The sequence below is a fragment of the Jiella sp. M17.18 genome, from assembly GCF_041027365.1.
GTDB lineage: Bacteria > Pseudomonadota > Alphaproteobacteria > Rhizobiales > Rhizobiaceae > VKMB-3413.
In genome coordinates this window covers 103,467-128,090 of record NZ_JBFTEH010000011.1, presented here as the reverse complement: position 1 = coordinate 128,090, position 24,624 = coordinate 103,467, and the positions used below count along the sequence as shown (strand labels likewise).

Sequence of the window (24,624 nt, the reverse complement as noted above, 5' to 3'; positions counted from 1 at the left end):
ATCGCCGCCAGGGCCGCCGAGCCCCCGGGGAAGGGCGCCGTCGCCGCGCGGGACGGCGTCCTTTGCTTTTCCCCTGCAATCCGATCGATGTCCGAGACAGGTGACCCATGGCCGAAAAGCCGTCCAAGCACACCACGCACGACTTCACCATGTGGTACGTCTTCGCGGCCTTCATGGTCCTCCTGGCGCTGCAGTGGGGCTGGCAGAGCTACGGCACGGTCGAGACGATCCCCTACAGCCAGTTCGACCGGCTGGTGGCTGAGGACAAGGTCGCCGAGGCGCGCGTCGGCAGCGACCAGATCTCCGGCAAGCTGAAGGCGCCGCTGCCGAGCGGCAATTCCGATTTCGTCACGATGCGGGTCGATCCGGCGATCGCCGACCGGCTCGCCGCCCATGGCGTCAAGGTCGAGGGGACCGGATCCGGCGGGGTCCTCGCGACGATTATCTCCTGGGTGCTGCCGCTGTTCTTCTTCTACATGATCTGGTCCTTCGCCTTTCGGCGGATGGCCGGCGGGCAGGGCTTCGGCGGCGGGCTGATGTCGATCGGCAAGTCGCGCGCCAAGGTCTATGTCGAGAAGGACATCAAGGTGACCTTCGCGGATGTCGCCGGCGTCGAGGAGGCCAAGGCGGAGCTGTCCGAAGTCGTGGCCTTCCTGAAGGACCCCGGCACCTACGGCCGGCTCGGGGCGCGCGTGCCGAAGGGCATCCTGCTCGTCGGACCGCCCGGCACCGGCAAGACGCTGCTCGCGCGCGCGGTCGCCGGCGAGGCGGGCGTGCCGTTCTTCTCGATCTCCGGGTCCGAATTCGTCGAGATGTTCGTCGGCGTCGGGGCCGCACGGGTGCGCGACCTCTTCGGCGAGGCGCGCAAGGCGGCGCCGGCGATCATCTTCATCGACGAACTCGACGCGCTGGGGCGGAGCCGCGCCGCCGGCGGCCAGATCGGCGGCTTCGACGAGAAGGAGCAGACGCTGAACCAACTCCTGGCCGAGCTCGACGGCTTCGATCCATCCTCCGGCGTGATCCTGCTCGCCGCCACCAACCGGCCGGAGATCCTCGATCCCGCGCTTCTGCGCGCCGGCCGCTTCGACCGCCAGGTGCTGGTCGACAGGCCCGACCAGGCGGGGCGCCTCGCGATCCTGAAGGTGCACGCCAAGAAGATCGCGCTTGCGCGCGATGTCGATCTCGCGGCCGTCGCCGGCCTCACGACCGGCTTCACCGGCGCCGATCTCGCCAACCTCGTCAACGAGGCCGCGATCGCCGCGACCCGGCGCCACGGGGAGGATGTGACCCTTGCCGACTTCACCGCCGCGATCGAGCGGATCGTCGCCGGCATCGAGAAGAAGAGCCGGATTCTGGGACCCGCCGAGCGCCGCCGCGTCGCCTATCACGAGATGGGCCATGCACTCGTCGCTGCCAGCCTGCCCGGCGTCGACCCGGTGCAGAAGGTGTCGATCATCCCGCGGGGCGTCGGCGCTCTCGGCTACACGATGCAGCGCCCGACCGAGGACCGCTTTCTCCTGGCGAAGAGCGAGTTGAAGAACCGCATCGCGGTGCTGATGGGGGGCCGGGCGGCGGAGCGGCTGGTCTTCGACGGCGACGTGTCCACCGGTGCCGCGGACGACCTGCAGCGGGCGACCGACATCGCGACCGAAATGGTCACCAAATACGGCATGGGCGACGCGCTCGGCCAGCGCACCTACACCCGCACCGTCCAGACCTTCCTGGCGAGTCCCGCCGACAAGTCCTTCGACGCCTCCGACGCGACGGGGCGGGAGATCGACCTGTCCGTGCGTCAGGCGATCGAGGACGCCGCAGAGGCGGCGGAGGCGATCCTGAAGGCGAGGCATGCGGACCTCGAGGCAGGCGCAAAGCTGCTGCTCGAACACGAGACGCTGACGGCCGAGGAGTTCGCGCCGCTGCGGGGAAACCGTGCGGACGGAGCGGACGCCGCGGCCGGCGCCGCATCGCTCGCCGCCTTCGAACCCCTGGGGCCCGGCGCCGCCGTCGGCCGCTGACGCCGCATCCTGCCGCGGCGAGGCGGCGGGATTGATCGCGGTCAAGGCGGGGCGGCCGGTTCCGGGCTTTCATTGCGGAAAGACAATCCTGGGAGACCTCGCGTGAGCACCACCGCCAGAGAACCGAAGCACGATGGGCCAACGGCCAGTTTCCGGCACGTCCGGCTGGAACTTGCCCGCGAGAAGGGCCATCCGGAGGGCGACCGCCATCAGGGCTACGACCTCGTCGTCCCGCTCGACGCCTCCGGCCATCTCGATCCCGTCGAATGGAAGGCGCATCAGGCGGCCTGCCGGGTGCGCCGCTTCCACGAGCACGAGGCGGACCAGATCGGACGGCTCCGCCGCAAGCCGGGCGGCACCTGGTACTTCGACTATGTCGAGGGCCGCGACGACGACGAGATCGGCTTCCGCTTCGGCGCCGAGCGCTTCGTGCCGGGCGAATATGTCTCGATCAGCCATCGCGGCGTCATGCACACCTACCAGATCAAGCGGGTGCAGGAACTGTGAGCCGGCGATCTCGCAGCGATTGATCGAGGTCAAGGGAAACCGCCTCGTGCGGGCGGATCATCCCTACGTCAGCGGACCCGAAGGTCCGCATCCGTCATGAAGGATGACAGCCATGGACAGCATCACTTTGCGGCAGGACATATTGGACGAGCTGGAATTCGAGCCGAGCATCGAGGCCGCCCATATCGGCGTTTCGGTCGAGAACGGCATCGCGACCCTGACGGGGCACGTGCCGACCTATACGCAGAAGCGCAAGATCGAGGAGGTCGTGCGCCGGGTGAAGGGCGTGCGCGGCATCGCGGAGGAGATCGAGGTGCGTCCCGTCGGCTCGCGCCGCACGGCGGACGACGAGATCGCGCGGCGCGCCCTCAACGTCATCAAGTGGAACACCATGATCCCGGACGACAAGGTCCAGGTGAAGGTGGAGAGCGGCTGGGTGACGCTGACCGGCCAGGTCGAGTGGCAGTACCAGCGCACGGCCGCGGCCGAGGCGGTCCGGGATCTCGAAGGCGTCATCGGCATCACCAATCTGATCGGCGTGACGCCGCATGCGACCTGCGCGGACGTGAAGAAGCGCATCGAGGACGCGTTGAAGCGGAACGCCGAGATCGAGGCGAACGCGATCACCGTCAGCGTCGAGGACGGCACGGTGAAGCTCGAAGGCCATGTCCATGACTGGGCCGAGCGCAATGCCGCCGAGCGCGCGGCCTGGTCGGCGCCCGGGGTGAAGGACGTGACCGACCACATCCGCATCTTCTGAGCCCGGATGAACGGGGCCGGCACTGCCGGCCTCACCCGTTCGACCGGGCGCTCGCGCGGCAGGATCAGCCGACGCCCGGAGAAGCGGGCGTCCGCGGGGAAAGCGAGGCCATCATGCAAACGGCAGGCATGCAGGATCTCACCGGCGACGGAATGACGCCGCCGGAGATGATCTTCCTTCAGTACCAGGCCCTCCATGTCCCGCTGCGGGCCATGACGATCGGCTGGCAGACCGCCGCGACCTTTGCGACGGGCATGCTCGGCTTCACCGCGGAGCGGCTGATCGAGAACCAGAAGACCCTCCAGGGGCTGCTCGCCTCATGGGACTGGAACGCCGCCGAAGCCGCGCAGCAGGCCTGGCTGGAGACGGCGGTCCGGCAGTATCAGGAGGTCGGGCAGGCCGCGTCGCGCCTCAACGCCGACGCCGCGAACCGCCTGGTGGCGGGAGCGAGCGACGTCTGGACGCTGCCGGCGGCGGACGAGGTCCCTGTCGCCGCGGCGCTCGCCGCGGCCGGGAGCGAGGCGCTGCCCGAAGCGCATTCCTCGCCTTCCCAATCTTCCCTCAGCCCTTCGCCCGACAAAACGGAGCAGCCGGAATGATCCTCCCCAACGGCACCATCGTCGCGGTCGCGGACGGCGAAGCGCTGAAGCTCTTCCGCAACAGGGCCGCCGAACCGCATGTCGACCTCGTCGCCTATGGCGATGATCCCCATATCGTCGCGACGAATGCAGGGTCCGGGGCACGGCACCGGCACAGCTCGGCCAATCCGGATTCCGACCGGGAAGAGGAAGACGGTTTCGCCGCTGCGGCTGCCCGCCACCTCAACCGCCTGGCGATCCAGGGGGCGTTCGAGCATCTGTTCCTCGTCGCCGATCCGCGAACCCTCGGCGAGCTCCGCCGACACGTCCACCCGCAGCTTGCCTCCCGGCTCATCGGCGAACTCCCCAAGGACCTCGTCGCGCATCCGGTCGGGGACATCGCCGAAGCGATCCGCCGCGCCTGAACAAGCGGCAGCGCTGCCTCGCGGCGCTCTATCGGGAGAACGTCATGCGACGCTTCAGCCTCGCAGTGCTCGTCGGCCTCCTCGCAATCGGGGCCGCGCAGGCGCAGCCGAAAGGCGATCCGGCCGAAGGTCGGCGGATCGCCGAGCGCTGGTGCGCCGGCTGCCACGTCGTCTCGCCGAACCAGACCTCGGCGAGCGCCGACGTCCTTACCTTCAAGGCGATCGCGAAGAAGGCGGGCGACCATCCCGAGAGCCTCGAGGCGTTCCTCGCCGATCCTCATCCGGTCATGGTCGATATCAGCCTGACGCAGCGCGAGATCCGCGACCTCGTCGCCTACATCGCCAGCCTGCGGTAACCGCTTCCTCCGGGAACCCGTGACCGCAGGCCGGATTTCCCGGTGCCTCCGCCGGCGGCCGCCGCGCAGCGCCGGCTCGCCTCTTGGCATCGCCCGAGGCGGCAGCCCGTCCCCCTTCGATCGCGCGGTCACGCCCGCAGCAGAACCCCGCGGAAGCGGATCAGCGACAGGACATAGTAGACCACGCCCTGCGCCATGAAGGCGACGAGCTGCGGCCAGACCGTGCCGAGCCCGGCGCCGCGGTAGAGCACCGCCTGGGAGAAGGCGACGAAGTGCGGCGAGGGGCCGACGACCTGCATCGTCAGCCGCAACCAGTCCGGCATGCTTTCGAGCGGCGTCATGCCGCCGGACAGAAGGTTCAGCACCACCATCACCGGGATCACCAGGAGGCCGAACTGGCCCATCGACGTGGAGAAGGTGGCGAGCAGGATGCCGAGCGAGGCGACGGTGACCGTGTAGAGCCCGGTGCCGAGGAAGAACAGCGGGATCGAGCCGGTGATCGGCACGCCGAGCGCCCAGCGCACCATCAGGATCAGGGACGCCGCGGCCGCGACGACGATCACCAGCCCGTTGGCGAGGATCTTCGACAGGACGATCTGGGCCGGCGTCACCGGCATCACCAGGAGATGCTCCACCGTGCCGTGCTCGCGCTCCCGGATCAGTGCGGCGCCGGCAAGGATCAGCGTCAGCATGGTGATGTTGTTCATGATCGCCATGACGGCGCCGAACCAGACCGTCTGGAGGTTCGGATTGAACCAGGCCCGCACCACGAGGTCGACCGGATTGGCCGCTGTCTCCGCGCCGCCGGACCGGAACGAGGCGATCTCGTTCGCGATGATCCCCTGCAGGTCGGTCGCGCCGTTTCCGGCCTGCGCCATCGCCGTCGCATCGACCTCGAGCAGCAGTTCCGGCGCACGTCCGGCGGTCAGGTCCGCCTGGAAGTTCGGCGGGATGTTCAGGACGAAGATGTAGCGGCCGGCATCGAGCGCGGCGTCGACGGCGTCGGCCGCGATCCGCACCGGCTGTTGAAACTCCGGCGGCCGGATGGCGTCGGTGAGCCGGCGGGACAGCGCCGATTGGTCCTCGTCGACGACGGCGACCGCCACGTGCCGGACTTCCGTCGAGGCATCGTTCGAGATCATGTAGATCGCGACGGTAAAGGCGTAGACGAGGAGGACCAGCATCACCGGGTCGGCGCGGATGCTGCGGAGCTCCTTGCCGATCAGCCGGAGGATGTTGGCCATGGCACGAAACATCGTCAGCGTTCCTGCTTCTTCAGCGCGAATTGCGACAGGACGAGGAAGGCCGCAGCAAAGCCGGCGAGCGCCAGGAGATTGGGCCACAGATCCGTCCAGCCGAGGCCCTTGGTGAAGCAGCCGGTGGTGATCGGCTGGTACCAGGCCGACGGGAAGGCGAGGCCGAGAGTGCGCCCGAACCCCTCCAGCGAGGAGACCGGCACGATCAGGCCGGAAAAGTTGACGGCGGGGATGATCGACAGGATGGCGGTGGCGAAGATCGCCGCGACCTGGGTCCGGGTGAAGCAGGAGAGGAACTGGCCGAAGCCCGTCGTCGCGGTGACGTAGAGCGCGGTCGCGGCGACGAGGAGCGAGAACGATCCCTCGAAGGGCACCTGGAACAGGGTGAGGGCAAGCAGGATCAACGTCGCGGCGCTGACCAGGCTGATCGCGACATAGGGAAGCTGCTTGCCGACGAGGAACTCGAGCTTGGAGATCGGCGTCGCCCGCAGATTGGCGATCGAGCCGGTCTCCTTCTCGCGGACCACCCCGACCGCCGCCATGATCGCCGGGATCAGCACCAGCATCAGCATCATGATGTTCGGCACCATGGCGTTCACGCTCCTGAAGGCCTGGTTGAAGCGCAGGCGCGGCAGCAGGGAATAGGCGCTCGCGAGGCTGCGGCCGTGCTCGGCGGCGAGCGAGCCGGCATAGGCGGCGGCAAGGCCGGCGACGTAGCCGCGCGCGGTCTCGGCCCGGAACGGCATCGCACCGTCCAGGGTGACGGAGAGCTCCGGCGTGCGGCCCGACACCAGGTCGCGTCCGTAGCCGTCGGGGATCTCGACGACGAGGCTGAGTTCGCCCGACTTCAGGCGCCGCTCCATCTCGGCGGCGGAGCCGATCTCGGGCCGTTCCCCGAAGTAGCGCGAGCTCGAGAACTGCTCGACCAGGTCGCGGCTTTCCGGCGTGTGGTCCTGGTCGAAGACGGCGAAGCTGAGATTCTCGACGTCGAAGGAGATGCCGTAGCCGAAGGTGATCGTCAGGATGATCGGACCCGCCAGGGCGAAGAACAGGCGGATGCGGTCGCGCGTCAGCTCCATCGTTTCGCGCAGTGTGTAGGCCCAGAGCCGCCGCGGGGAGAAGCGCCGCGGCCTTGCCACGGGGCGATGCGCCTCCGCCGCCGCCGGCGGATCGGCCGCCTTTGGCGGTGCGGGCTCGGCCGCCGCCGGCGCAGTGGGTGTGCCCGCAGCTTCCTCGAGATAGCCGATGAAGGCGTCCTCCAGCGACGCCGCCCGACGGGCCTGGACGAGGTCCGCCGGGGCACCGACCGCCAGCACCCGGCCGGCATGCATCAGGGAGATCCGGTCGCAGCGCTCCGCCTCGTTCATGAAGTGGGTGGAGATGAAGATCGTCACCCCGTCCTCGCGCGACAGCTGAATCAGGCTGCGCCAGAAGGTGTCGCGCGCGATCGGGTCTACGCCCGAGGTCGGCTCGTCGAGAATCAGCACCGCCGGGCGGTGGATCACCGCGACGGCGAGCTGCAGCCGCTGGCGCATGCCGAGCGGCAGCGCCTCCGGCTTGCGGTCCGCCACCTCGGACAGGCCGTAGCGCGACAGCATCTCCGCGATCCGGCCAGCGACCTTGGCGGCCGGAACGTGGAACAGCCGCGCATGCAGGTCGAGATTCTGCCGGACGGTCAGTTCCTCGTAGAGCGAGAAGCTCTGCGACATGTAGCCGACATTGCGGCGGGTCTCCATGTCGCGGGCGTCCATCGGCCGGCCGAAGAGGCGGGCGGAGCCGTCGGTCGGCTGCAGCAGCCCCGTCAGCATCTTCATCGTCGTCGTCTTGCCGCAGCCGTTCGAGCCGATGAAGCCGAAGATCTCGCCGCGATCGATCCGGAAGCTGACGTGGTCGACAGCGGTGAAGTCGCCGAAGCGGCAGGTGAGATCGTCGGCCTCGATCGCCGGCGGGCCGTCGCCGTCCGCCGGCCGCGGCGGCACGACGACCGGCACGTGGCCGGCCCGTACCTCGTCCGGCAGCAGCGCGATGAAGGCGGCTTCGAGGCTCGGCTCGCCGGCCTGGCTGCGGATCGCCTCCGGCGAGCCGGTCGCGATCACCCGTCCGGCATGCATCGCCGCCAGCCAGTCGAAGCGTTCGGCCTCTTCCATGTAGGCGGTGGCGACGAGGACGCTCATCGTCGGGCGGCGCGCCCTGATCGTGTCGATGAGGTCCCAGAACTGGCGGCGCGACAGCGGGTCGACGCCGGTCGTCGGCTCGTCGAGGATCAGGAGGTCCGGGTCGTGGATCAGCGCGCAGCACAGCGCCAGCTTCTGCTTCATGCCGCCGGAGAGCTTGCCGGCCGGCCGCTCGGGAAAGGGGGCGAGGCCGGTGGCGGTTAGGAGCTCGCCGATCCGCCGGCGGCGCTCGGCCTCCGCATGGCCGAACAGTCGGCCGAAGAAATCGAGGTTCTCTCGAACGCTGAGGGTCGGGTAGAGATTGCGCCCGAGCCCCTGCGGCATGTAGGCGATGCGCGGCGCCGACAGGCGGCGGTGTCCCGCATCCGCCATGTCGCCGCCGAGCACGCGCACCCGGCCGGTCTGGATCTTCCGCACCCCGGCCGCGAGCGCCAGCAGCGTCGACTTGCCGACGCCATCCGGTCCGATCAGCCCGGCCATGCCGCCGGCCGGTACGGCCAGGTCGAGACCGTCCAGCGCGAGGCCGGCGCCATAGCGATGCGTCACGCCGGCGAGGTCGACGATCGGGCCCTCGCTCACGGCAGCACCTGCGGGCTCATTGCGGCAGCTTGACCTGGAGCGAGGCAGGCCAGGGGACGGAGGTGTCGGTCCGCACGTAGCCGACGCCGCGCACGCCGCCCTTCACCTGGGCCTCGAAGCGTTCGAGCAGGTCCCGCGGGATCTGGATCTTCACCCGGAATACCAGCTTCTCGCGCTCCTCCGCCGTCTCGACCGCCTTCGGCGTGAACTGCGCATCGGCCGAGACGAAAGTCACTTTCGCCGGGATGACGTATTGCGGCGCCGGGTCGAGGATGATGCGCGCCTCGTCGCCGACCGCCACCTTGCCGGCCTGGGAGGCCGGCAGATACAGCGACATCGACACGTCCGTCAGGTCGAGCAGGGTGACGATCTTCGCCCCCGCCGCGACGACCTCGCCGGTGCGGGCGAGCTTGTACTGGACGCGGCCGCGGCGCGGGGCGATGATCACCATGTCGTCGACCACCGCCTTCAGCCGCGAGACCTCGGCCTTGGCGGCCTCGATGCTGGACTGCGCCTGCGCCTTCTCCGCCTGGGCCGCGCGTTGCGCCGCCTTCGCGGTGCGCAGGGCGCCCTGCTTCTCGTCGAGGGTCTGCGCGCTCACATGGCCGGCATGGAAGAGCTCGACGATGCGGTTGTAGCTGGATTCCGCGACCGCGGCCTCGCTGTCGCGCTGGGCGATCAGCGCCTCGGCCTCGGCGAGGGCGCTTTCGGCCCGCAACTCGTCCGCTTCGGCCCCCAGCAGCTGGGCCCGGTTCTCCCGGTCGTCCAGCCGGGCGACGACCGCGCCGGCGTCGACCATGTCGCCTTCGTCCACCAGGACTTCGGCGAGCCGGCCGGCATATTTGGCGGAGACGTCGATCTCCTGCGCCTCGATCCGGCCGTTGGAACTCGCGATCGTGTCCGGCTGCTCCTTGCCGCGGAGCCGGTCGAGAAGCGTCTCGAGTCGCGACTCCGCAGCGGCCGGGCGGACGAGAAAGGGCGCAACGCCGGCCGCCCGGGCCGCGGGAACGAGCACCGCAACGGCGGCAAGGACGCGCACCGTCGCGCAGAATCGCTGTCTCATGGGTGCCCGTGCCTCTCGAACCGTCTCCGGAAATTCGCCAGTCGCCTGGCGTCTCCCGGCCTGGCGGGAAGCCGGCGCTGCCAGCGTTCCGGCCAGCTATGGCCGCATCGTCCGGCCGGCGCCTTGATGCCGGTCAAGGCGACCGGCGAAGTGCCCGCGATGGCTGCGACCCTGCTTGGCGGACCGGTGCGACCTTCGCGTCGATCGGCCGGCTCGTCCGCGCCTCGCAAGGCGGCGATTGATCCGCGTCAAGGCCGCACGGCGCCGAAGCCCTAAGCCTGCCCTTCTGAAAAGCGCTGCCTTCCAGCCGGAAGGCTGCGCGCGAACGATCCGGCGGGGCAGGCTGAGAATGTCCGACGAAGGTGCGACAGGGACGGTGATCGCGGTGCGCGGTGCGGTGATCGACGTCCGCTTTCCGTCGGGCCGCCTGCCGCCCGTCGACAGCGCCCTGGTCATCGAGGCGGAAGACGCCGAGCCGCTGATCCTCGAGGTCCACAGCCATCTCGATACGCATACCGTGCGGGCGATCGCCCTCCAGGCGACCGGCGGGCTGCGGCGGAACACCCCCGTCACCGCGACCGGAGCCCCCGTCGCGGTTCCGGTCGGCGAGGCGGTGCTCGGACGCCTGCTCGACGTGACCGGTGCGGTGCGCGACCGGGGACCGGCACTCCCGCAGGACGTTCAGCGGCGCGCCATCCACAATCCGCCGCCGCCCCTGATGGAGGCGGGCGCTGCCGGCGGCGGCCTGTTCGAGACCGGCATCAAGGTCGTCGACTTCTTCGCGCCGCTGTCCCAGGGCGGCAAGGCGGCGATGTTCGGCGGCGCCGGCGTCGGCAAGACCGTGCTGGTGATGGAACTGATCCACGCGATGGTCGAGAAGTACCAGGGCATCTCGGTCTTTGCCGGCATCGGCGAGCGTTCCCGCGAGGGGCACGAGCTTTTGACGGAGATGCGGCGCACGGGCGTATTGCCGCGCACTGTCCTCGTCTACGGCCAGATGAACGAGCCGCCGGGCGCGCGCTGGCGCGTGCCGATGACGGCGCTGACGGTCGCCGAGCATTTCCGCGACGACAAGCACCAGAACGTCCTCCTGCTGATGGACAACGTCTTCCGCTTCCTGCAGGCCGGCAGCGAGGTCTCGGGCCTGCTCGGGCGGCTGCCGTCGCGCGTCGGATACCAGCCGACGCTGGCGAGCGAGGTCGCCGCGCTGCAGGAGCGGATCGCCTCCGCGTCCGGTGCCGCGGTGACCGCGATCCAGGCCGTCTACGTGCCCGCCGACGACTTCACCGATCCGGCGGTCACGGCGATCTCCAGCCACATGGACAGCACCATCGTCCTGTCGCGCCAGCTCGCGGCGGAGGGCTTCTATCCCGCCGTCGATCCGCTCGCCTCGTCCTCGGTGCTGCTCGATCCGGGCGTCGTCGGCGACGAGCACTACGCGCTGGTCGAACGCGCCCGGCAGGCGCTCGCCCGCTTCAAGGAGCTGCAGGACATCATCGCGCTGCTCGGGACCGAGGAACTCGGCCCCGACGACCGGCTGACGGTGCGCCGCGCCCGCCGGCTGCAGCGCTTCCTCTCGCAGCCCTTCACCGTCACCGAGGCCTTCACCGGCATGGCCGGGCAGAGCGTCTCGCGCGCCGACACGCTCGCGGGCGTAAGAGCGATCCTCGACGGCGCCGCCGACGAGTGGGCCGAGGATTCGCTCTACATGGTCGGCACGCTCGACGACGCGGGCCGGAAGGAAGCGGTGGCGAAGGAGCGGGCCGCGTGAGACTGCGCATCGTCAGCCCGCTGGTCGTCGCCGTCGACGCGGACGGCGTGACCGCGATCCGCGCCGAGGACGACAGCGGCGGCTTCGGCATCCTGCCCGGCCATGCCGACTTCGTCACGACGCTCGCGGTCTCGGTGGTGAGCTGGGCCGGAGCGGACGGGAAGCGCCGGCACTGCGCCGTGCGCGGCGGCGTCCTCACCGTGCGCGGCGGCCAGGCGGTCACGGTCGCGACGCGCGAGGCGATCGTCAGCGACGATCTCGCGACGCTGCACGACACGGTGCTGAAGACGTTCGAGACCGATCGTGAGACGCAGCGCGCCGAGAATGTCGAATCGACGCGGCTGCAACTGGCGGCGATCCGCCAGATCATGCGGCACCTGCGGCCGGGCGGCGCCGGCATGCCGGGAGCGTCCGCGTGACGGCCCCCGAGGGCGGCAGCCCGGACGCCGGCGCACCGCAGGAGCCGGACCGCCTGGCGGACGAGGTTCGCCGCCGGGGCGAACGGCACGCGCGCTGGTCGAAGGAAGGCGAGCCGGCCGTCGCGCGCCGGCTGGCGCAGATCGGTGTCCTCGGCTGGATCATCGTCGTGCCGACGCTGCTCGGCCTGTTCGTCGGGCGGTGGCTCGACGCGGTCTTCGCCACCGGCCTCACCATCACCGGCGCGCTCTTGATGATCGGCCTCGGCCTCGGCTGCTGGTCGGCCTGGAAATGGATGAACCAGCCATGACGCCTCTTCCTGTTCTTCAGTCCCTCCACGGCCCGCTGGTGGCGGAGATCGCCGCCTTCCTGGTTGCCGGCTTCGCGCTCGGCTTCGCCCATTTCGGCGCGCTGTGGCATCACGCGCGCCAGCTCGTCGAGGGGAGCCTCTGGTGGCGAACCGCCGCGCTTGCGCTGGCGCGCTTCTCGCTGCTGATCGGGGTCCTGACGCTGGCGAGCCTTCAGGGGCCGGGGCCGCTGCTCGCGATGACGCTGGGGCTCCTCGCCGGCCGCGCGGTGGTGATGCGCCGGTTCGGGAGGATCGCAGAGTGAATTCGCCGCTCGCCACCGAGGCGCTGTTCCATCTCGGCCCCGTACCGATCAGCCAGCCCGTCGTCGCGACCTGGGTGCTGATGGCGCTCCTGGCGATCGGATCGTGGGCCGCGACCCGGCGCCTGCGCCTGAAGCCGCCGCGGCTGCAGGCGGCGCTGGAGCTCGTCGTCGAGACCGTCGACGGCCAGATCCGCGAGACGATGCAGGCCGCGCCGTCGCCCTATCGGGCCTTCGTCGGCACGCTCTTCGTCTTCATCCTCTTCGCCAACTGGTCGTCGCTGGTGCCGGGCGTCGAGCCGCCGACGGCGCATGTGGAGACGGACGCGGCGCTGGCGCTGCTCGTCTTCCTCGCCGTCGTCTGGTTCGGCGTCAGGGCGAACGGCGTCTCCGGCTATCTCAGGAGCTTCGCGGCGCCGAGCGTCCTGATGATCCCGCTGAACTTCGTCGAGAGCATCACGCGGACCTTCTCGCTGCTCGTCCGCCTGTTCGGGAACGTCATGAGCGGCGTCTTCGTCATCGGCATCGTCCTCTCGCTCGCCGGCCTGCTCGTGCCGATCCCGCTGATGGCGCTCGATCTCCTGACCGGCGCCGTCCAGGCATACATCTTCGCCGTCCTCGCGACGGTGTTCATCGCCGGCACCGTCAGCGAGGGGCGGCCGGCCTCCCGCGATACTTCGGAAAGGTCTCCGTCATGAACTGGCTCGCCTTCATCAGCATCCTCGGCGCGGCGATCGCCGTCTCCTTCGGCGCGATCGGACCGGCGCTCGGCGAGGGGCGGGCGGTGGCCGCCGCGATGGACGCCATCGCCCGCCAGCCGGAGGCCTCCGGCACGATCTCGCGCACGCTGTTCGTCGGCCTCGCGATGATCGAGACCATGGCGATCTACTGCCTGGTCGTCGCGCTGCTCCTGCTGTTCGCCAACCCCTTCGTCTGATCCGTCCATGAGCATCGACTGGTGGACGCTCGCCATCCAGGCGATCAACGTCCTGATCCTGATCTGGCTGCTCGCCCGCTTCTTTTGGCGGCCGCTGGCGGACATGATCGCGGCCCGGCAGAAGGCCGCGGAGGCGACGCTGGACGAGGCGGAAGCCAGGCGGGCGGAGGCCGAGACGCAGCTGGCGGAGATCGGCCGGACGCGGGCGGGCTTTGCGCAGGAGCGCGCGGCCGTCCTCGCCGAGGCGAAGAGCGCCGCCGAGGCGCTGAAGGCGGACATCCTCGCCAAGGCAGCGGACGAGGCGGAGGCGCAAAGGGCGGCGGCGCGGGCGGAGCTGGCGCGGGAGGCCGCGGAAGCGCGCGCTGCCTGGACGGATGCGGCATCCCGGCTGGCGGTCGACATCGCCCGCAAGCTGCTCGGCCGCCTCGACGAACGCGCGCTGCGCGAGGCCTTTCTCGGCGCGCTCGCGCGGGAGATCGCACGACTGCCGGATGCCGAGCGGCAGAGCCTGACGGCGAACGGCGCGGCCTTCACCGCGGTGAGCGCGGCGCCGCTCGACGCCGAGGAAGAGGAGCGCTGCCGGGCAACCCTTGCCGAAGCGATCGGCCGGGCGCCGGCGCTCGCCTTCGAAGCCGATCCGGACCTCGTCGCGGGCCTGGAGCTGAAGGGCCCGCACCTCGTCGTCCACAACAGCTGGCGGGCCGATCTCGACCGGATCCGCGCGGAGCTTTCCCATGACGGACGATCCTGAAGCCTTCGCCGCGGGCTGGGCCGAAGCGGCGCGCTCGCGCGTCGCGGCCGCGAAGGTCGGGCCGCAAACCCGCCAGATCGGCCGGGTCGAGGAGGTCGCAGACGGCATCGCGATGATTTCCGGCCTGCCGGAGGCAAGGCTCGACGAGCTCCTCGCCTTCGCGGACGGCCGGTTCGGTTTCGCGCAGGTGCTGGAGGAGGACCGTGTCGGCTGCGTGCTGCTCGACGATCTTTCCGGCATCGAGGCGGGCGACGTCGTCTCCGGCACCGGCGACGTCGTGCGCGTGCCGGTCGGGGAGGGGCTTCTCGGCCGGGTCGTCGATCCGCTTGGCCGGCCGCTGGACGGCAAGGGCCCGATCGCGGCCGAGACGCGCATGCCGATCGAGCGGCCGGCCCCGGCGATCGTCGAGCGCGACGCGGTGACCCGGCCGGTCCAGACCGGCATCCTCGTCCTCGACACGCTGTTCGCCCTGGGGCGCGGCCAGCGCGAGCTGATCATCGGCGACCGCGCCACCGGCAAGACCACCGTCGCCATCGACGCGATCATCAGCCAGACGGCGAGCGACATCATCTCGGTCTATGTCGCGATCGGGCAGAAGAGCGCCAGCACCCGCCGGGCGATCGAGGCGATCCGGGCGCACGGCGTCCCGGAGCGGACGATCGTGGTGGTCGCCAGTCCCGCGGACGCGCCCGGCCTGCAGTGGATCGCGCCCTTCGCCGGCTTCACCATGGCGGAGTATTTCCGCGACCGCGGCCAGCATGCCCTCGTGGTCCTCGACGACCTGTCCAAGCACGCGGCGACGCACCGCGAGATCGCGCTCCTGACGCGCCAGTCCCCCGGCCGCGAAGCCTATCCCGGCGACGTCTTCTATCTCCATGCGCGGCTCCTGGAGCGCGCGGCAATGCTGTCGGCCGAGATGGGCGGCGGATCGCTGACCGCCTTGCCGATCGCCGAGACCGATGCGGGCAACCTCTCCGCCTACATCCCGACCAACCTGATCTCGATCACCGACGGCCAGATCGTCCTCGATTCCCGGCTGTTCAACGAGGGCCAGAAGCCGGCGGTCGACGTTGGAACCTCGGTCAGCCGGGTGGGCGGCAAGACGCAGGCGCATGCCTTGCGGGAGGCGGCCGAGACGATGCGGCTCGACTACGCGCAATTCCTGGAGCTGGAAATGTTCACCCGCTTCGGAGGGCTCAGCGACCAGCGCGTGAAGGCGCGGCTGACGCGCGGCGAGCGGATCCGCGCGATCCTGTCGCAGCGGCCCTACCACCCGTTCCGGCTGGTCGAGGAGGTGGCGCTGGTCACCGCCGTCCAGGCCGGCCTCGCCGACGCGCTTCCGGCCGAAAAGATCGGCGATCTGCGGCAGGCGATCGCCGGAGGCATCGACCGCGCCGCGCCCGAAGCGGTGCGCCAGATCGAGGCGGAGGGGACGCTGGACGAGGCCGGGCACAAGGCGCTGCGGGACGCACTCGCCGTGATGATCGGGCGGTCTGCGCCGCCACCGGAAGCCGATCGATGAGCGACAAGCTCTCCGACGTCTCGGCCAGGATCGACGGCATCCGGCAGCTCGGCACCGTGGTCAACGCCATGCGGGGCATTGCCGGCGCGCGCATCCAGAAGGCGCGCGAGGAACTGGCGGCCGTCGACGCCTATGCCGGGACGATCGCCGAAAGCCTCGGCCGCGTGCTCGCCATGGCGCCGGCCGCCGGTTCTCCCGCCGGGCGGACCGAACGCTGCGCGCGCGTCGTCTTCTGTGCCGAACAGGGCTTTGCCGGCGCCTTCAGCGAGCGTGTGCTCGAAGCGATCGCCGGCGACACCGATCATGCCACGCTGCTGCTGATCGGGACGCGCGGCGCCGCGCTTGCCGCCGAGCGCGGCATCGGGGCCGACTACACCGCGGCGATGCCCTCGCATTCGGCCGGCGTGCCGAAGCTTGCGAGCGACATCGTCGACGCGCTGGCGGAGCGGATCGCGAGGGGCCACATCGACCGCGTCGAGGCGGTGTACGCCGAGACCGCCGGTGCGGCCGCGCCGGCCGTCGTGCGTCGCCCGCTCCTGCCGCTCGACCCGGCGACCTTTTCGCGGGCGGCGAAGGCGGAGCCGGCGATCCTGAACCTGACGGTGGGCGATCTCCTCGCCGGCCTAACGCTCGAATATCTCCACGCCCTCGTCTGCGAGGCGGCCCTTCACGCCTTCGCGGCGGAGAACCAGGCGCGGATGAATGCGATGGCCGCGGCGCACCGCGAGATCGACCGGCAGCTCGGCGTGCTCCAGGCGCGCTACCGTCAGGTTCGCCAGGAGCAGATCACCGCCGAGATCGTCGAACTCGCCGGCGGCGCGGCGGCGAGCCGGAGGGCCGCGGGGAGCTAGGGGCGGCGCTCCGGCCGGGCGGGCGCCACCGGCGCTTGCCGGCGGCCTCCCGCGGCGTCGGCGCCTCAATGCTCGTGAACGTAGCTGCCGGGCGCATCCTGAAGCGCGGGATAACGCGTCGACCCCATCGCCGGCGGCGCGACGCGGCTGCCGGACTGCCGGTCGAGCCATGCGAACCAGGCGGGCCACCAGGAGCCCTGCCGCTCCTCGGCTCCATGGAGCCATTCGTCCGGCCCGAGATAAAGCGCGTCCGCCGGCCGCTCGGCGATCTGGAAGTGCCGGTTGGGATGCCCGGGTTCGGAGACGATGCCGGCGTTATGGCCGCCGGAGGTCAGCACGAAGGTGAGGTCGGCATCGCTCAGGAGGTGGATCTTGTAGACCGAGCGCCAGGGCGCGACATGGTCGGTCTCGGTGCTGACGACGAACAGCGGCACGCGGATGTCGCGGACGGCGACGGGCCGGCCGCCGACGCGAAAGTGCCCCTCGGCGAGATCGTCGTCGAGGAAGAGGCTTCTGAGATATTCCGCATGCATCCGCGCCGGCATGCGCGTGCCGTCGGCATTCCACGTCATCAGATCGTTCGGATGCTCGCGTTCGCCGAGGAGGTAGCTGCGGACCAGCCGCGACCAGATCAGGTCGTTGGAGCGCAGGAGCTGGAAGGCGCCCGCCATCTGCCGGCTGTCGAGATAGCCCTGTTCGCGCATGACGTCGGACAGGAAGGCCAGCTGGTCCTCGGTGATGAAGAGCTGCAGTTCGCCTGCGTCGGAAAAATCGGTCTGGGCGCAGAGCAGCGTGACGCTGGCCAGGCGCGTGTCGCCGTCGCGGGCCATTGCCGCCGCGGCGATCGTCAGAAGCGTGCCGCCGAGGCAGTAGCCGCAGGCATGGACCCTGGCGCCGGCGCAGATGTCGGTGACGGCGTCGAGCGCCGCCATCACGCCCTTCTCGCGATAGTCGTCGAAGGCGGTGTCGCGGAACTCCGCGCCGGGATTGCGCCAGGAGATCGCGAAGACGGTATGGCCGGCGGCGACGAGGTGCCGGATCAGCGAGTTCTGCGGCGAAAGGTCGAGGATGTAGTATTTCATGATCCAGGCCGGCACGATCAGCACCGGCTCGCGGGCCACGGTCTCCGTCGTCGGCGCGTACTGGATCAGTTCGATGAGCGCGTTGCGGAAGACCACCTTGCCGGGGGTGACGGCCAGATCGCGCCCGACCACGTCGCCGCCGTGGCCGACCGGCCGGCCGCTCATCGTCTCCACCAGGTCGCTGGCGAAGTTGGCGGCGCCGTCGAGAAGATTTGCGCCGAGCGTCGAGAGGCTGGCCCGGATCACCTCCGGATTGAGGAACGGGTGATTGGTCGGCGAGGCCATGTCGACGAACTGACGCGCCGCGAAGGCAACGATCCGCTGGTGGCGCTTCTCGACGCCCGGCAACGGACCGGTGGCCTCGGCCCACCAGTCTTCCGCGAGCAGGAAGCCCTGCCGGAGAAGGTCGAAGGGCGGACGTTGCCAATCCTCTCCCGCGAAGCGATGGTCGCCGGGCGTCGGGCCGACGACGGTCTCCCCGGCCGCGGCACGAAGCAACCGCAGCCAGTGGACCCCGGCCGACTGCACGAGCTCCGCCTGGCGGGACGGCGCGTTGGCAAGGTGGACCGCCCAGTCGAGATAGGCGAGGCCGAGGCCGTAGGGCGAGAGGCCGGAGGTGAAGCGGCCTTCCAGCGCGTGCAGCAATCCGTCGCGGTCGGGGCCTGCCCCCGCTGCTCTCGCGGCGTCCTGCGCGCCCCACGACGGCCGCGACGGATCGGGGGCGCCGCCCGTAGCCGGGCTCTTCGCAGCAACACCGCCGGGCGGAGCCGGTTCGACGCGGCGATCGGCAGGCGGGCGGAGACGTGCGGGAGCCTTGGTCATGAGGGCATGATCGACCGCCGTCGCGGGCCGGTCCTTGATGGCGGTCAAGGCTGCTGCGAAACGGGGGCCTCGAGCGCCTCCAGGACGGTGGTGATCATCTGGTACTTCGTCCGGGTCACGCGCCATTCGCGGTACCAGTCGACGAGGTCGCCCCAGGGGGCGTTGATCTGCGCCAGGCCGGAGATGAAGGCGACGACCGTGCCGATCGCGATCACGCCCTCTACGACGTAGTAGCCGCCGAGCGCCAGCACCGCGACGACGCCGAGATGGTACATCAGGTTCATCAGGAAGTTCATCGAGAACTTCAGCTTGAACACGCCCATGTTCAGCCGGAACACCGTGTCGATCTCGCGGGCATAGGTACGCGCCGCCAGCGCCGCATCGTCCGGCTCCGCGATGATCTCGGCGCTGAGCAGGCGGAGCGTGGTGACGCGCTGGCTGACGCGGCGGTTGATGGCGTTCTGCATCAGCGGCACGAACACCGTCTGTGGCGAAAGGACGACGAGCGCGGCAAGCGCCATCATCGGTTCGAGAAAGGCGAGATAGCCGAAGGTCGAGACGAGGATGCCACCCTGCAGGAGCGGCTCCGACAGGCTGATCCCGACAAAGCTTCCGACCGGCTCCACCTCGCTGAGGATCAGCGACACTTCGACGCCCGGCGGGATCGCTCTCGCCTTGCCCGCCTGCGAGCGGCCGATGGCGCGCAGGATCGCGCCGCGCAGCCAGCGGACGGCGTTCTCGCTCACCTTGCCGCGATAGACGTTCATGCCGAGCTTCAGGAGGCCGAGCCCGACCGCCGTCAGGGCGTAGAGGCCCACCAGCCAGAGGATCTGCGGGAAGTCTCGCCGCTCGGCGGCGTCATTGACGATGCGCCGCTGCAGTTCGAGCGGCGCGATGTTGACGAGGAAGACGGAGACGGACAGGACGACGAGCCAGAGCTGCTCGAAGAAGCCGCAGCGCCAGACGATGCCGGACAGGTCCGCGGGGATGCGGACGCCGAAATCGCCGTCCCGGCAGTCCGAGACGTTGCTTTGAGAGTCGACCTCCGCTGCCGTCATCGCTCCCTTTCCACCGCCGGACGATGCGACAGGGGCTCCCATTGTTCCGAATCCGCGGAAACCCTGCGGCGGCAGTCGCGCGCGCGCCTTGACGTGCGTCAATCTCCGCAGGGCCCGCCGGCGGTCTGCGCAAGGTTGCGGACGGAAAAGGGGGCGGTCGAGCCGACGGCGGTCCGCGGCACCCTCCCTCTCGCGGAACGACGGGAGAGCGCGGCTTTGCCAAAGATCAAGGCAGTCGCGCGCAAGGCGAGACAGGCTCAGGGGAACGTCCCGATGATCCGCCGAGGTGTGGTCCCTTGTATTTCCTCGCTCTTGCCACCGATTTCGACGGCACTCTGGCGCATGACGGCGTGGTCGCGGCCGAGACCCTGGACGCGCTCCAGCAGCTGAAGGCGAGCGGCCGGCGACTGATCCTCGTGACCGGCCGCGAGCTTCCGGACCTTCGGCGGATCTTCCCGCAGATGGCGCTGTTCGACCGCGTCGTCGCCGAGAACGGCGCGCTCCTCTTCAACCCCGACACCGGCCTCGAGGAACTGCTCGCGCCGCCGCCGCCGGCCAGCTTCGTCGAAGCGCTGCGGCAGCGAGACGTCGGCCCGATCTCGGTCGGCCGCGGCATCGTCGCGACATGGGAGCCGCATCAGGGCGCCGTGCTCGATGCGATCCGCGAATCCGGGCTGGAACTGCAGATCGTCTTCAACAAGGGCGCGATCATGATCCTGCCGCCCGGCATCAACAAGGCTTCCGGCCTGCTCGCCGCGCTGCGCGACCTCGAACTCTCCGCGCACAACGTGGTGGCCGTCGGCGACGCCGAGAACGATCACGCGCTGTTTTCCGCCAGCGGCTGCGGCGCTGCCGTCGCGAACGCGGTGCCGGCGGTCAAGGAGAGCGCCGACCTCGTGCTCGCGGGCGACCACGGCGCCGGCGTCGCCGAACTCGCGGGCCGGATGATGCGCGACGACGCGGCGTTGGCGCCGATCCGGCGCCACGGCATCGTGCTTGGGACTGACCGGCAGGGGCGGGACGTGTGCCTGACGCCCTATTCCGGCAGCGTGCTGATCGTCGGCGGCTCGGGCTCCGGCAAGTCCAGCCTCGCCACCGCACTGACCGAACGGATGGCCGAGAAGCATTTCGAGTTCTGCGTGATCGACCCGGAGGGCGACTACATCGACCTCGACCATGCCGTCTTCATCGGCACGCTGCGCCTCGCGCCGCCGGCGGCGGAGGCGCTGAAGCTGCTCCACGACGATTCGGTCAACCTCGTGGTCAACACACAGGCGCTGCCGCTGCATGAGCGGCGATCGCTGTCGGCGGTGATGCTGACGCAGATCGCGCGCCTGCGCGCCCGCACCGGACGGCCGCACTGGCTGGTGGTCGACGAGGCCCACGAGACGTTCCCTGCGGGTGCCGAGGGCGAACGGGCCGCGGCGATGGAAGGCTCCGCGGGCACCATTCTCGTGACCGCCTATCCGCACGCTCTCGCGCACGATGCCCTGCGCCGGCTCGGCTCCGTCATCGTCTTGGGGCAGGACGTGAAGGACACGCTCGGCGCCGTCGCGGAAGCGCTCGGTGCGCCGCTGCCGGCCGAAATTCCGGCGGGCGGCGAGGGCGAGGTGCTCTACTGGCGCCCGGCCTCGGGCGAGCCGCCGGCCCGCGTGGCGGTGGCGGCGCCGGTTCAGATCCACCGCCGCCACCGGGGCAAATATGCCGTCGGCGATGTCGGCTCGTTCCGCAGCTTCTACTTCCGCGGCCCGCACAAGGCGATGAACCGACCGGCGCGCAACCTCTACCAGTTCCTCGACGTCGCGGCCGACGTCGACGATGCGACCTGGGACCATCACCTGCGGGCCGGCGACTATTCCGCCTGGTTCCGAAACGTGATCCGCGACGAGGACCTGGCGGTGGAAGCCGCCCGGATCGAAGGCGACAAGGCGCTGCCGCCGCAGGAGAGCCGCCGGCGCATGCGCAAGGCCGTCTGGCGGCGCTACGCGGCGCCGGCCGGGGCGTGACGGCCGTTCGGCGTGGCGGCCGGTTCCGCCAGCAGCGCGGCGGCGTCCGCCTGCGGGAGCGGCGCGGGCCTCTCGCAGCCTTCGGCGACGGCGACCGTGCGCCCCGTCGTCGCGGCCTCCAGGATGCCGGCCATCACCGCGAGGACGTGGAGGGCGACATCGCCATTGGCGCGGTGGGGCCGGCCCTCGCCGATCGCGCGGGCCATCTCGGCGAGGCCGGCGCCGCGGTAATTGGCGTGCTCCCGCCGTTCCGGGGGCCAGTTCGCGGCGCCGAGGACGCGATCCGCAACGTTTGTCTTCGTCCAGTCGCCGCGCTCGCGCGCCACTTCCAGTTCGCCGCCGAACCAGTTCGGATCGGGCACTCGCAGCGAGCCCTCGGTGCCGTGCAGTTCCATCGGGCGAAGGCCGTGGTTCCACACGTCCCAGCTGGCGAGGAAGGTCACCTGCGCCCCGCTCTTGAAGCTCAGCAGCGCCTGGACGGTGGTCAGCGTCTCGACCTTGATCGTCCGGCCCCGGATCGGCGATCCTTCGCTGGTCACCGTCCGTTCCGCAAAGCCCATCTGGCCCGTGGCCTGAATGCTTTCGACCGGGCCGAGGAGGTTGACCAGCGTCGACAGGTAATAGGGCCCCATGTCGAAGACCGGCCCGCCGCCCGGCTTGAAGAAGAAGGTCGGGTCCGGGTGCCAGTGCTCCATGCCGTGCGAGAGCACGGAGGCGAGGCCGAGGAGCGGCCTGCCGATCGCGCCGGTATCGATCAGCCGCCGCGCCTCCTGGATGGCGGCGCCGAGGACGGTATCGGGCGCACAGCCGACCCTAAGGTCCCGCTTGCGGGCGGCGTCGAGGATCGCGCGGCCGTCGGCGACGGAGGTTGCCAGCGGCTTTTCCGAGTAGACGTGCTTGCCGTTTTCGAGCGCGGCCAGCGACACCTCGGCATGCGCCGCCGGGACAGTCAGGTTGAGGACGATGTCGACATCGTCGCGGGCCAGCAACGCGTCGACGCTCGTCGCGGCGATCCCGTATTTCGCGGCCTGCCGCTCCGCCGCCTCGGTCTTGAGGTCGGCGCAGGCGACGAAGTCGATGTCGCGGAACCGCTCCGCGTTCAGAAGATAGATGTCGGAGATGTTGCCGCAGCCGATGAGGCCGATGCGCATGGACATGGGGAGGTTCTTCCTGTTCAGCCGTTCGCCGCGGCGAGGGCGGACATCTTCTTGGCGCTGACGCGGGCGAAGCGGGCGTAGTCCGACGGGTTGTCGTGTTCGGCGACCATCAGCGAGGCGCCGCAGCGAACCGAGAGCGGCCACAGCGCGTCCCAGTCGACGGTGCCTTCCCCGACATCGGCCCAGCCGTCCTCGGCGGCGTTTTCGCCGGCGGGCGCGATATCCTTCACATGCACCGCGACGATCCGGCTGGCATAGCGCGTGAGCCAGGTCGTGGGGGCGGCGCCGGCGCGCACGATCCAGGCGACATCGGCTTCCCACAGGACGCCGTCGGTCAGGATGTGCTCGATCGGCAGGCTCCCGTCGGGGAGGGGTTTGAACTCGAAGTCGTGATTGTGCCAGGCAAAGCGCAGGCCTTCGTCGGCGCAATTGGCGGCGAGGCCGGTAAGGCGCTCCCCCAGAGCCTCCCAGCCCCCCCGGTCCGTCGGCCGGTCCTCGGCCGGCAGGAAGGGCGCGACGACGATCTCGGTCCCGAGCGCCCGGCAGGTGGCGACGAGCCGGTCGAACTCGGTCTCGATCATCGCCAGCGAGAAGTGCCCGCTCCTGGCCGTCAGGCCGGCCTCGTCGAGGCGCCGGCGGAAGGCTTGGGGGTCCTCGTAGTTCGGCCCGAAGGTCTCGACATTGGTGTAGCCGGCGGCGGCGAGCGTGCCGAGGACGTCGGCATCCTCGGGCGCGTTGCGCGCCGAATAGAGCTGAAAGGAGAGGAGAGTGGTGAGTGCCATCGCGGAACAGGCCTTCGGTTGGAGCTGAAAGGTCAGAGACGGGCTTCGCTGGCCGCGTCGAACAGGCAGGCGGCGGCGGGGTCGAAGGAGAAGGTGATGGTATCGCCGGCGCGCACCCGGCTCTCGCCGTCAGTGCGGATGGTCAGCGGGTGGCCGGCATAGCGGGTCCAGACGATGGTGTCGGCGCCCATCGGCTCGACGATCTCCACCCGGCCGGTCGCCTCGACGTGCCCGGGGCGCGACTGCCCGATGGCGATGTGCTCCGGACGCAGACCGAAGGTCACCGGCCGGCCGGCTTCGACGGGCTCGGCAAAGGCATAGCGCTCGAGGTCGACCCGCTCGTCGGTGAGCGCGACGGCCAGCCCGTCTCCGGCCCGCACGATCTCGCCGTCGAAGAAGTTCATGCCGGGCGAGCCGATGAAGCCCGCGACAAAGCGGTTGACCGGGCGGCGATAGATCTCCTGCGGCGGCGCCAGCTGCTGGATCACGCCCGCCCGCATCACCGCGATCCGGTCCGCCAGCGTCATCGCCTCGACCTGGTCGTGGGTGACGTAGATCATCGTGTTGCCGAGCCGCTGGTGCAGCTTCTTCACCTCGACCCTCAGCTCGTTGCGCAGCTTGGCGTCGAGGTTCGACAGCGGCTCGTCGAACAGGAAGACGTCGACATTGCGCACCAGGGCCCGGCCGATCGCGACGCGCTGGCGCTGGCCGCCGGACAGCTCGGCCGGCTTGCGCTTCAGAAGCTCGGTGAGATGCAGGAGCGACGCCGCCTTCTCCACCCGCGCGGCGATCTCGGCTTTCGCCAGGCCGGCGATCTTCAGGCCGAAGGAGAGGTTCTGCTCCACCGACATGCGGGGGTAGAGCGCGTAGGACTGGAACACCATGCCGATGCCGCGGTCCTTCGGCTCGGCCCAGGTGACGTTCTCGCCGGAGATCCAGATCTCGCCGTCGGCGATGTCGATCAGCCCGGCGATGGCGTTCAGCAGCGTGGACTTGCCGCAGCCGGAGGGCCCGAGCAGGACCAGGAACTCGCCGCGGTCGATCGTGAGGTCGAGGCCGGAGATCACCTCGTGGGCGCCGAAGGCGATGGCGAGGTCGCGCACGGAGACGGAGGGCTCGGCGACGAACTGCTGCGTTGGGCTCATC

Annotated in this window: 24 protein-coding genes; 16 read left to right on the top strand and 8 right to left on the bottom strand. The window is 70.3% G+C overall.

What is annotated here, in order from left to right:
* Positions 1 to 107: 107 nt before the first annotated feature.
* The 6 genes from ftsH (at position 108) to AB5S17_RS18845 (ending at position 4,641) form a co-directional block, all read left to right on the top strand.
* Complete coding sequence (gene ftsH, locus AB5S17_RS18870) at positions 108 to 2,015, top strand: ATP-dependent zinc metalloprotease FtsH (protein ID WP_369242266.1); 1,908 nt, start codon at positions 108 to 110, stop codon at positions 2,013 to 2,015.
* A 102-nt stretch (positions 2,016 to 2,117) separates the two neighbouring features.
* Positions 2,118 to 2,522, top strand: a complete 405-nt coding sequence (locus AB5S17_RS18865; protein WP_369242264.1) for a hypothetical protein — start codon at positions 2,118 to 2,120, stop codon at positions 2,520 to 2,522.
* 112 nt (positions 2,523 to 2,634) lie between these two features.
* Positions 2,635 to 3,282, top strand: a complete 648-nt coding sequence (locus tag AB5S17_RS18860) for a BON domain-containing protein (protein WP_369242262.1) — start codon at positions 2,635 to 2,637, stop codon at positions 3,280 to 3,282.
* A 113-nt stretch (positions 3,283 to 3,395) separates the two neighbouring features.
* Complete coding sequence (locus tag AB5S17_RS18855; protein WP_369242260.1) at positions 3,396 to 3,881, top strand: hypothetical protein; 486 nt, start codon at positions 3,396 to 3,398, stop codon at positions 3,879 to 3,881.
* Complete coding sequence (locus tag AB5S17_RS18850; protein ID WP_369242258.1) at positions 3,878 to 4,285, top strand: host attachment family protein; 408 nt, start codon at positions 3,878 to 3,880, stop codon at positions 4,283 to 4,285. The genes AB5S17_RS18855 and AB5S17_RS18850 overlap by 4 nt, the downstream gene beginning before the upstream one ends.
* Before the next feature lie 44 nt (positions 4,286 to 4,329).
* Positions 4,330 to 4,641 carry a cytochrome c gene (locus tag AB5S17_RS18845; RefSeq protein ID WP_369242256.1) on the top strand — a complete coding sequence of 104 codons (312 nt, stop codon included), beginning with the start codon at positions 4,330 to 4,332 and terminating at the stop codon, positions 4,639 to 4,641.
* 128 nt (positions 4,642 to 4,769) lie between these two features.
* Here AB5S17_RS18845 and AB5S17_RS18840 read toward each other — a convergent pair whose 3' ends face one another.
* From AB5S17_RS18840 to AB5S17_RS18830, 3 genes are read right to left on the bottom strand one after another with little or no spacing between them, the layout of a single operon-like run.
* The gene (locus AB5S17_RS18840) at positions 4,770 to 5,885 is read right to left on the bottom strand and encodes an ABC transporter permease (protein WP_369242254.1); all 1,116 of its coding nucleotides are present in this window, start codon (positions 5,883 to 5,885) and stop codon (positions 4,770 to 4,772) included.
* A gap of 14 nt (positions 5,886 to 5,899) precedes the next feature.
* Positions 5,900 to 8,650 (bottom strand): ribosome-associated ATPase/putative transporter RbbA, encoded by a 2,751-nt coding sequence (gene rbbA, locus AB5S17_RS18835; RefSeq protein ID WP_369242252.1) that lies wholly within the window; start codon positions 8,648 to 8,650, stop codon positions 5,900 to 5,902.
* A 16-nt stretch (positions 8,651 to 8,666) separates the two neighbouring features.
* Positions 8,667 to 9,713 carry an HlyD family secretion protein gene (locus tag AB5S17_RS18830; protein WP_369242250.1) on the bottom strand — a complete coding sequence of 349 codons (1,047 nt, stop codon included), beginning with the start codon at positions 9,711 to 9,713 and terminating at the stop codon, positions 8,667 to 8,669.
* Positions 9,714 to 10,062: 349 nt separating this feature from the next.
* Between AB5S17_RS18830 and atpD the strand changes: the two genes are divergently transcribed.
* From atpD to AB5S17_RS18785, 9 genes are read left to right on the top strand one after another with little or no spacing between them, the layout of a single operon-like run.
* Complete coding sequence (atpD, locus tag AB5S17_RS18825; protein WP_369242248.1) at positions 10,063 to 11,484, top strand: F0F1 ATP synthase subunit beta; 1,422 nt, start codon at positions 10,063 to 10,065, stop codon at positions 11,482 to 11,484.
* Positions 11,481 to 11,903 (top strand): F0F1 ATP synthase subunit epsilon, encoded by a 423-nt coding sequence (locus tag AB5S17_RS18820; protein WP_369242246.1) that lies wholly within the window; start codon positions 11,481 to 11,483, stop codon positions 11,901 to 11,903. Before atpD ends, AB5S17_RS18820 begins: the two co-directional genes overlap by 4 nt.
* Entirely contained in the window at positions 11,900 to 12,211 is a 312-nt protein-coding gene (locus tag AB5S17_RS18815) for an AtpZ/AtpI family protein (protein ID WP_369242244.1), read from the top strand. Before AB5S17_RS18820 ends, AB5S17_RS18815 begins: the two co-directional genes overlap by 4 nt.
* Positions 12,208 to 12,513, top strand: coding sequence for an ATP synthase subunit I (locus AB5S17_RS18810; protein WP_369242242.1), 306 nt, complete (start codon positions 12,208 to 12,210; stop codon positions 12,511 to 12,513). The genes AB5S17_RS18815 and AB5S17_RS18810 overlap by 4 nt, the downstream gene beginning before the upstream one ends.
* Complete coding sequence (locus AB5S17_RS18805; RefSeq protein ID WP_369242240.1) at positions 12,510 to 13,208, top strand: F0F1 ATP synthase subunit A; 699 nt, start codon at positions 12,510 to 12,512, stop codon at positions 13,206 to 13,208. Before AB5S17_RS18810 ends, AB5S17_RS18805 begins: the two co-directional genes overlap by 4 nt.
* A complete protein-coding gene (locus AB5S17_RS18800; RefSeq protein WP_369242238.1) occupies positions 13,205 to 13,447 on the top strand; it encodes a F0F1 ATP synthase subunit C in 243 nt (80 codons plus the stop codon). The genes AB5S17_RS18805 and AB5S17_RS18800 overlap by 4 nt, the downstream gene beginning before the upstream one ends.
* 7 nt (positions 13,448 to 13,454) lie before the next feature.
* A complete protein-coding gene (locus AB5S17_RS18795) occupies positions 13,455 to 14,198 on the top strand; it encodes a F0F1 ATP synthase subunit delta (protein ID WP_369242236.1) in 744 nt (247 codons plus the stop codon).
* Complete coding sequence (locus AB5S17_RS18790; protein WP_369242234.1) at positions 14,182 to 15,720, top strand: F0F1 ATP synthase subunit alpha; 1,539 nt, start codon at positions 14,182 to 14,184, stop codon at positions 15,718 to 15,720. Before AB5S17_RS18795 ends, AB5S17_RS18790 begins: the two co-directional genes overlap by 17 nt.
* Positions 15,717 to 16,571, top strand: a complete 855-nt coding sequence (locus AB5S17_RS18785) for a F0F1 ATP synthase subunit gamma (protein ID WP_369242232.1) — start codon at positions 15,717 to 15,719, stop codon at positions 16,569 to 16,571. The genes AB5S17_RS18790 and AB5S17_RS18785 overlap by 4 nt, the downstream gene beginning before the upstream one ends.
* A gap of 65 nt (positions 16,572 to 16,636) precedes the next feature.
* Here AB5S17_RS18785 and AB5S17_RS18780 read toward each other — a convergent pair whose 3' ends face one another.
* Positions 16,637 to 18,298: a PHA/PHB synthase family protein gene (locus AB5S17_RS18780; RefSeq protein WP_369242230.1), complete on the bottom strand. Its 1,662-nt coding sequence runs from the start codon at positions 18,296 to 18,298 to the stop codon at positions 16,637 to 16,639.
* A 221-nt stretch (positions 18,299 to 18,519) separates the two neighbouring features.
* A complete protein-coding gene (locus AB5S17_RS18775; RefSeq protein WP_369242228.1) occupies positions 18,520 to 19,533 on the bottom strand; it encodes an ABC transporter transmembrane domain-containing protein in 1,014 nt (337 codons plus the stop codon).
* A gap of 296 nt (positions 19,534 to 19,829) precedes the next feature.
* Here AB5S17_RS18775 and AB5S17_RS18770 point away from each other — a divergent pair, with 296 nt between their 5' ends.
* Positions 19,830 to 21,539 carry an HAD-IIB family hydrolase gene (locus AB5S17_RS18770; RefSeq protein WP_369242226.1) on the top strand — a complete coding sequence of 570 codons (1,710 nt, stop codon included), beginning with the start codon at positions 19,830 to 19,832 and terminating at the stop codon, positions 21,537 to 21,539.
* On the opposite strand, the gene AB5S17_RS18765 is transcribed toward AB5S17_RS18770, so the two are convergent.
* From AB5S17_RS18765 to AB5S17_RS18755, 3 genes are read right to left on the bottom strand one after another with little or no spacing between them, the layout of a single operon-like run.
* Complete coding sequence (locus AB5S17_RS18765; RefSeq protein WP_369242224.1) at positions 21,515 to 22,696, bottom strand: Gfo/Idh/MocA family protein; 1,182 nt, start codon at positions 22,694 to 22,696, stop codon at positions 21,515 to 21,517. The genes AB5S17_RS18770 and AB5S17_RS18765 overlap by 25 nt on opposite strands.
* Positions 22,697 to 22,713: 17 nt before the next feature.
* A complete protein-coding gene (locus AB5S17_RS18760; protein WP_369242222.1) occupies positions 22,714 to 23,478 on the bottom strand; it encodes a sugar phosphate isomerase/epimerase family protein in 765 nt (254 codons plus the stop codon).
* 32 nt (positions 23,479 to 23,510) lie between these two features.
* The gene (locus tag AB5S17_RS18755; protein WP_369242220.1) at positions 23,511 to 24,623 is read right to left on the bottom strand and encodes an ABC transporter ATP-binding protein; all 1,113 of its coding nucleotides are present in this window, start codon (positions 24,621 to 24,623) and stop codon (positions 23,511 to 23,513) included.
* Between the last annotated feature and the right edge of the window lies 1 nt (position 24,624).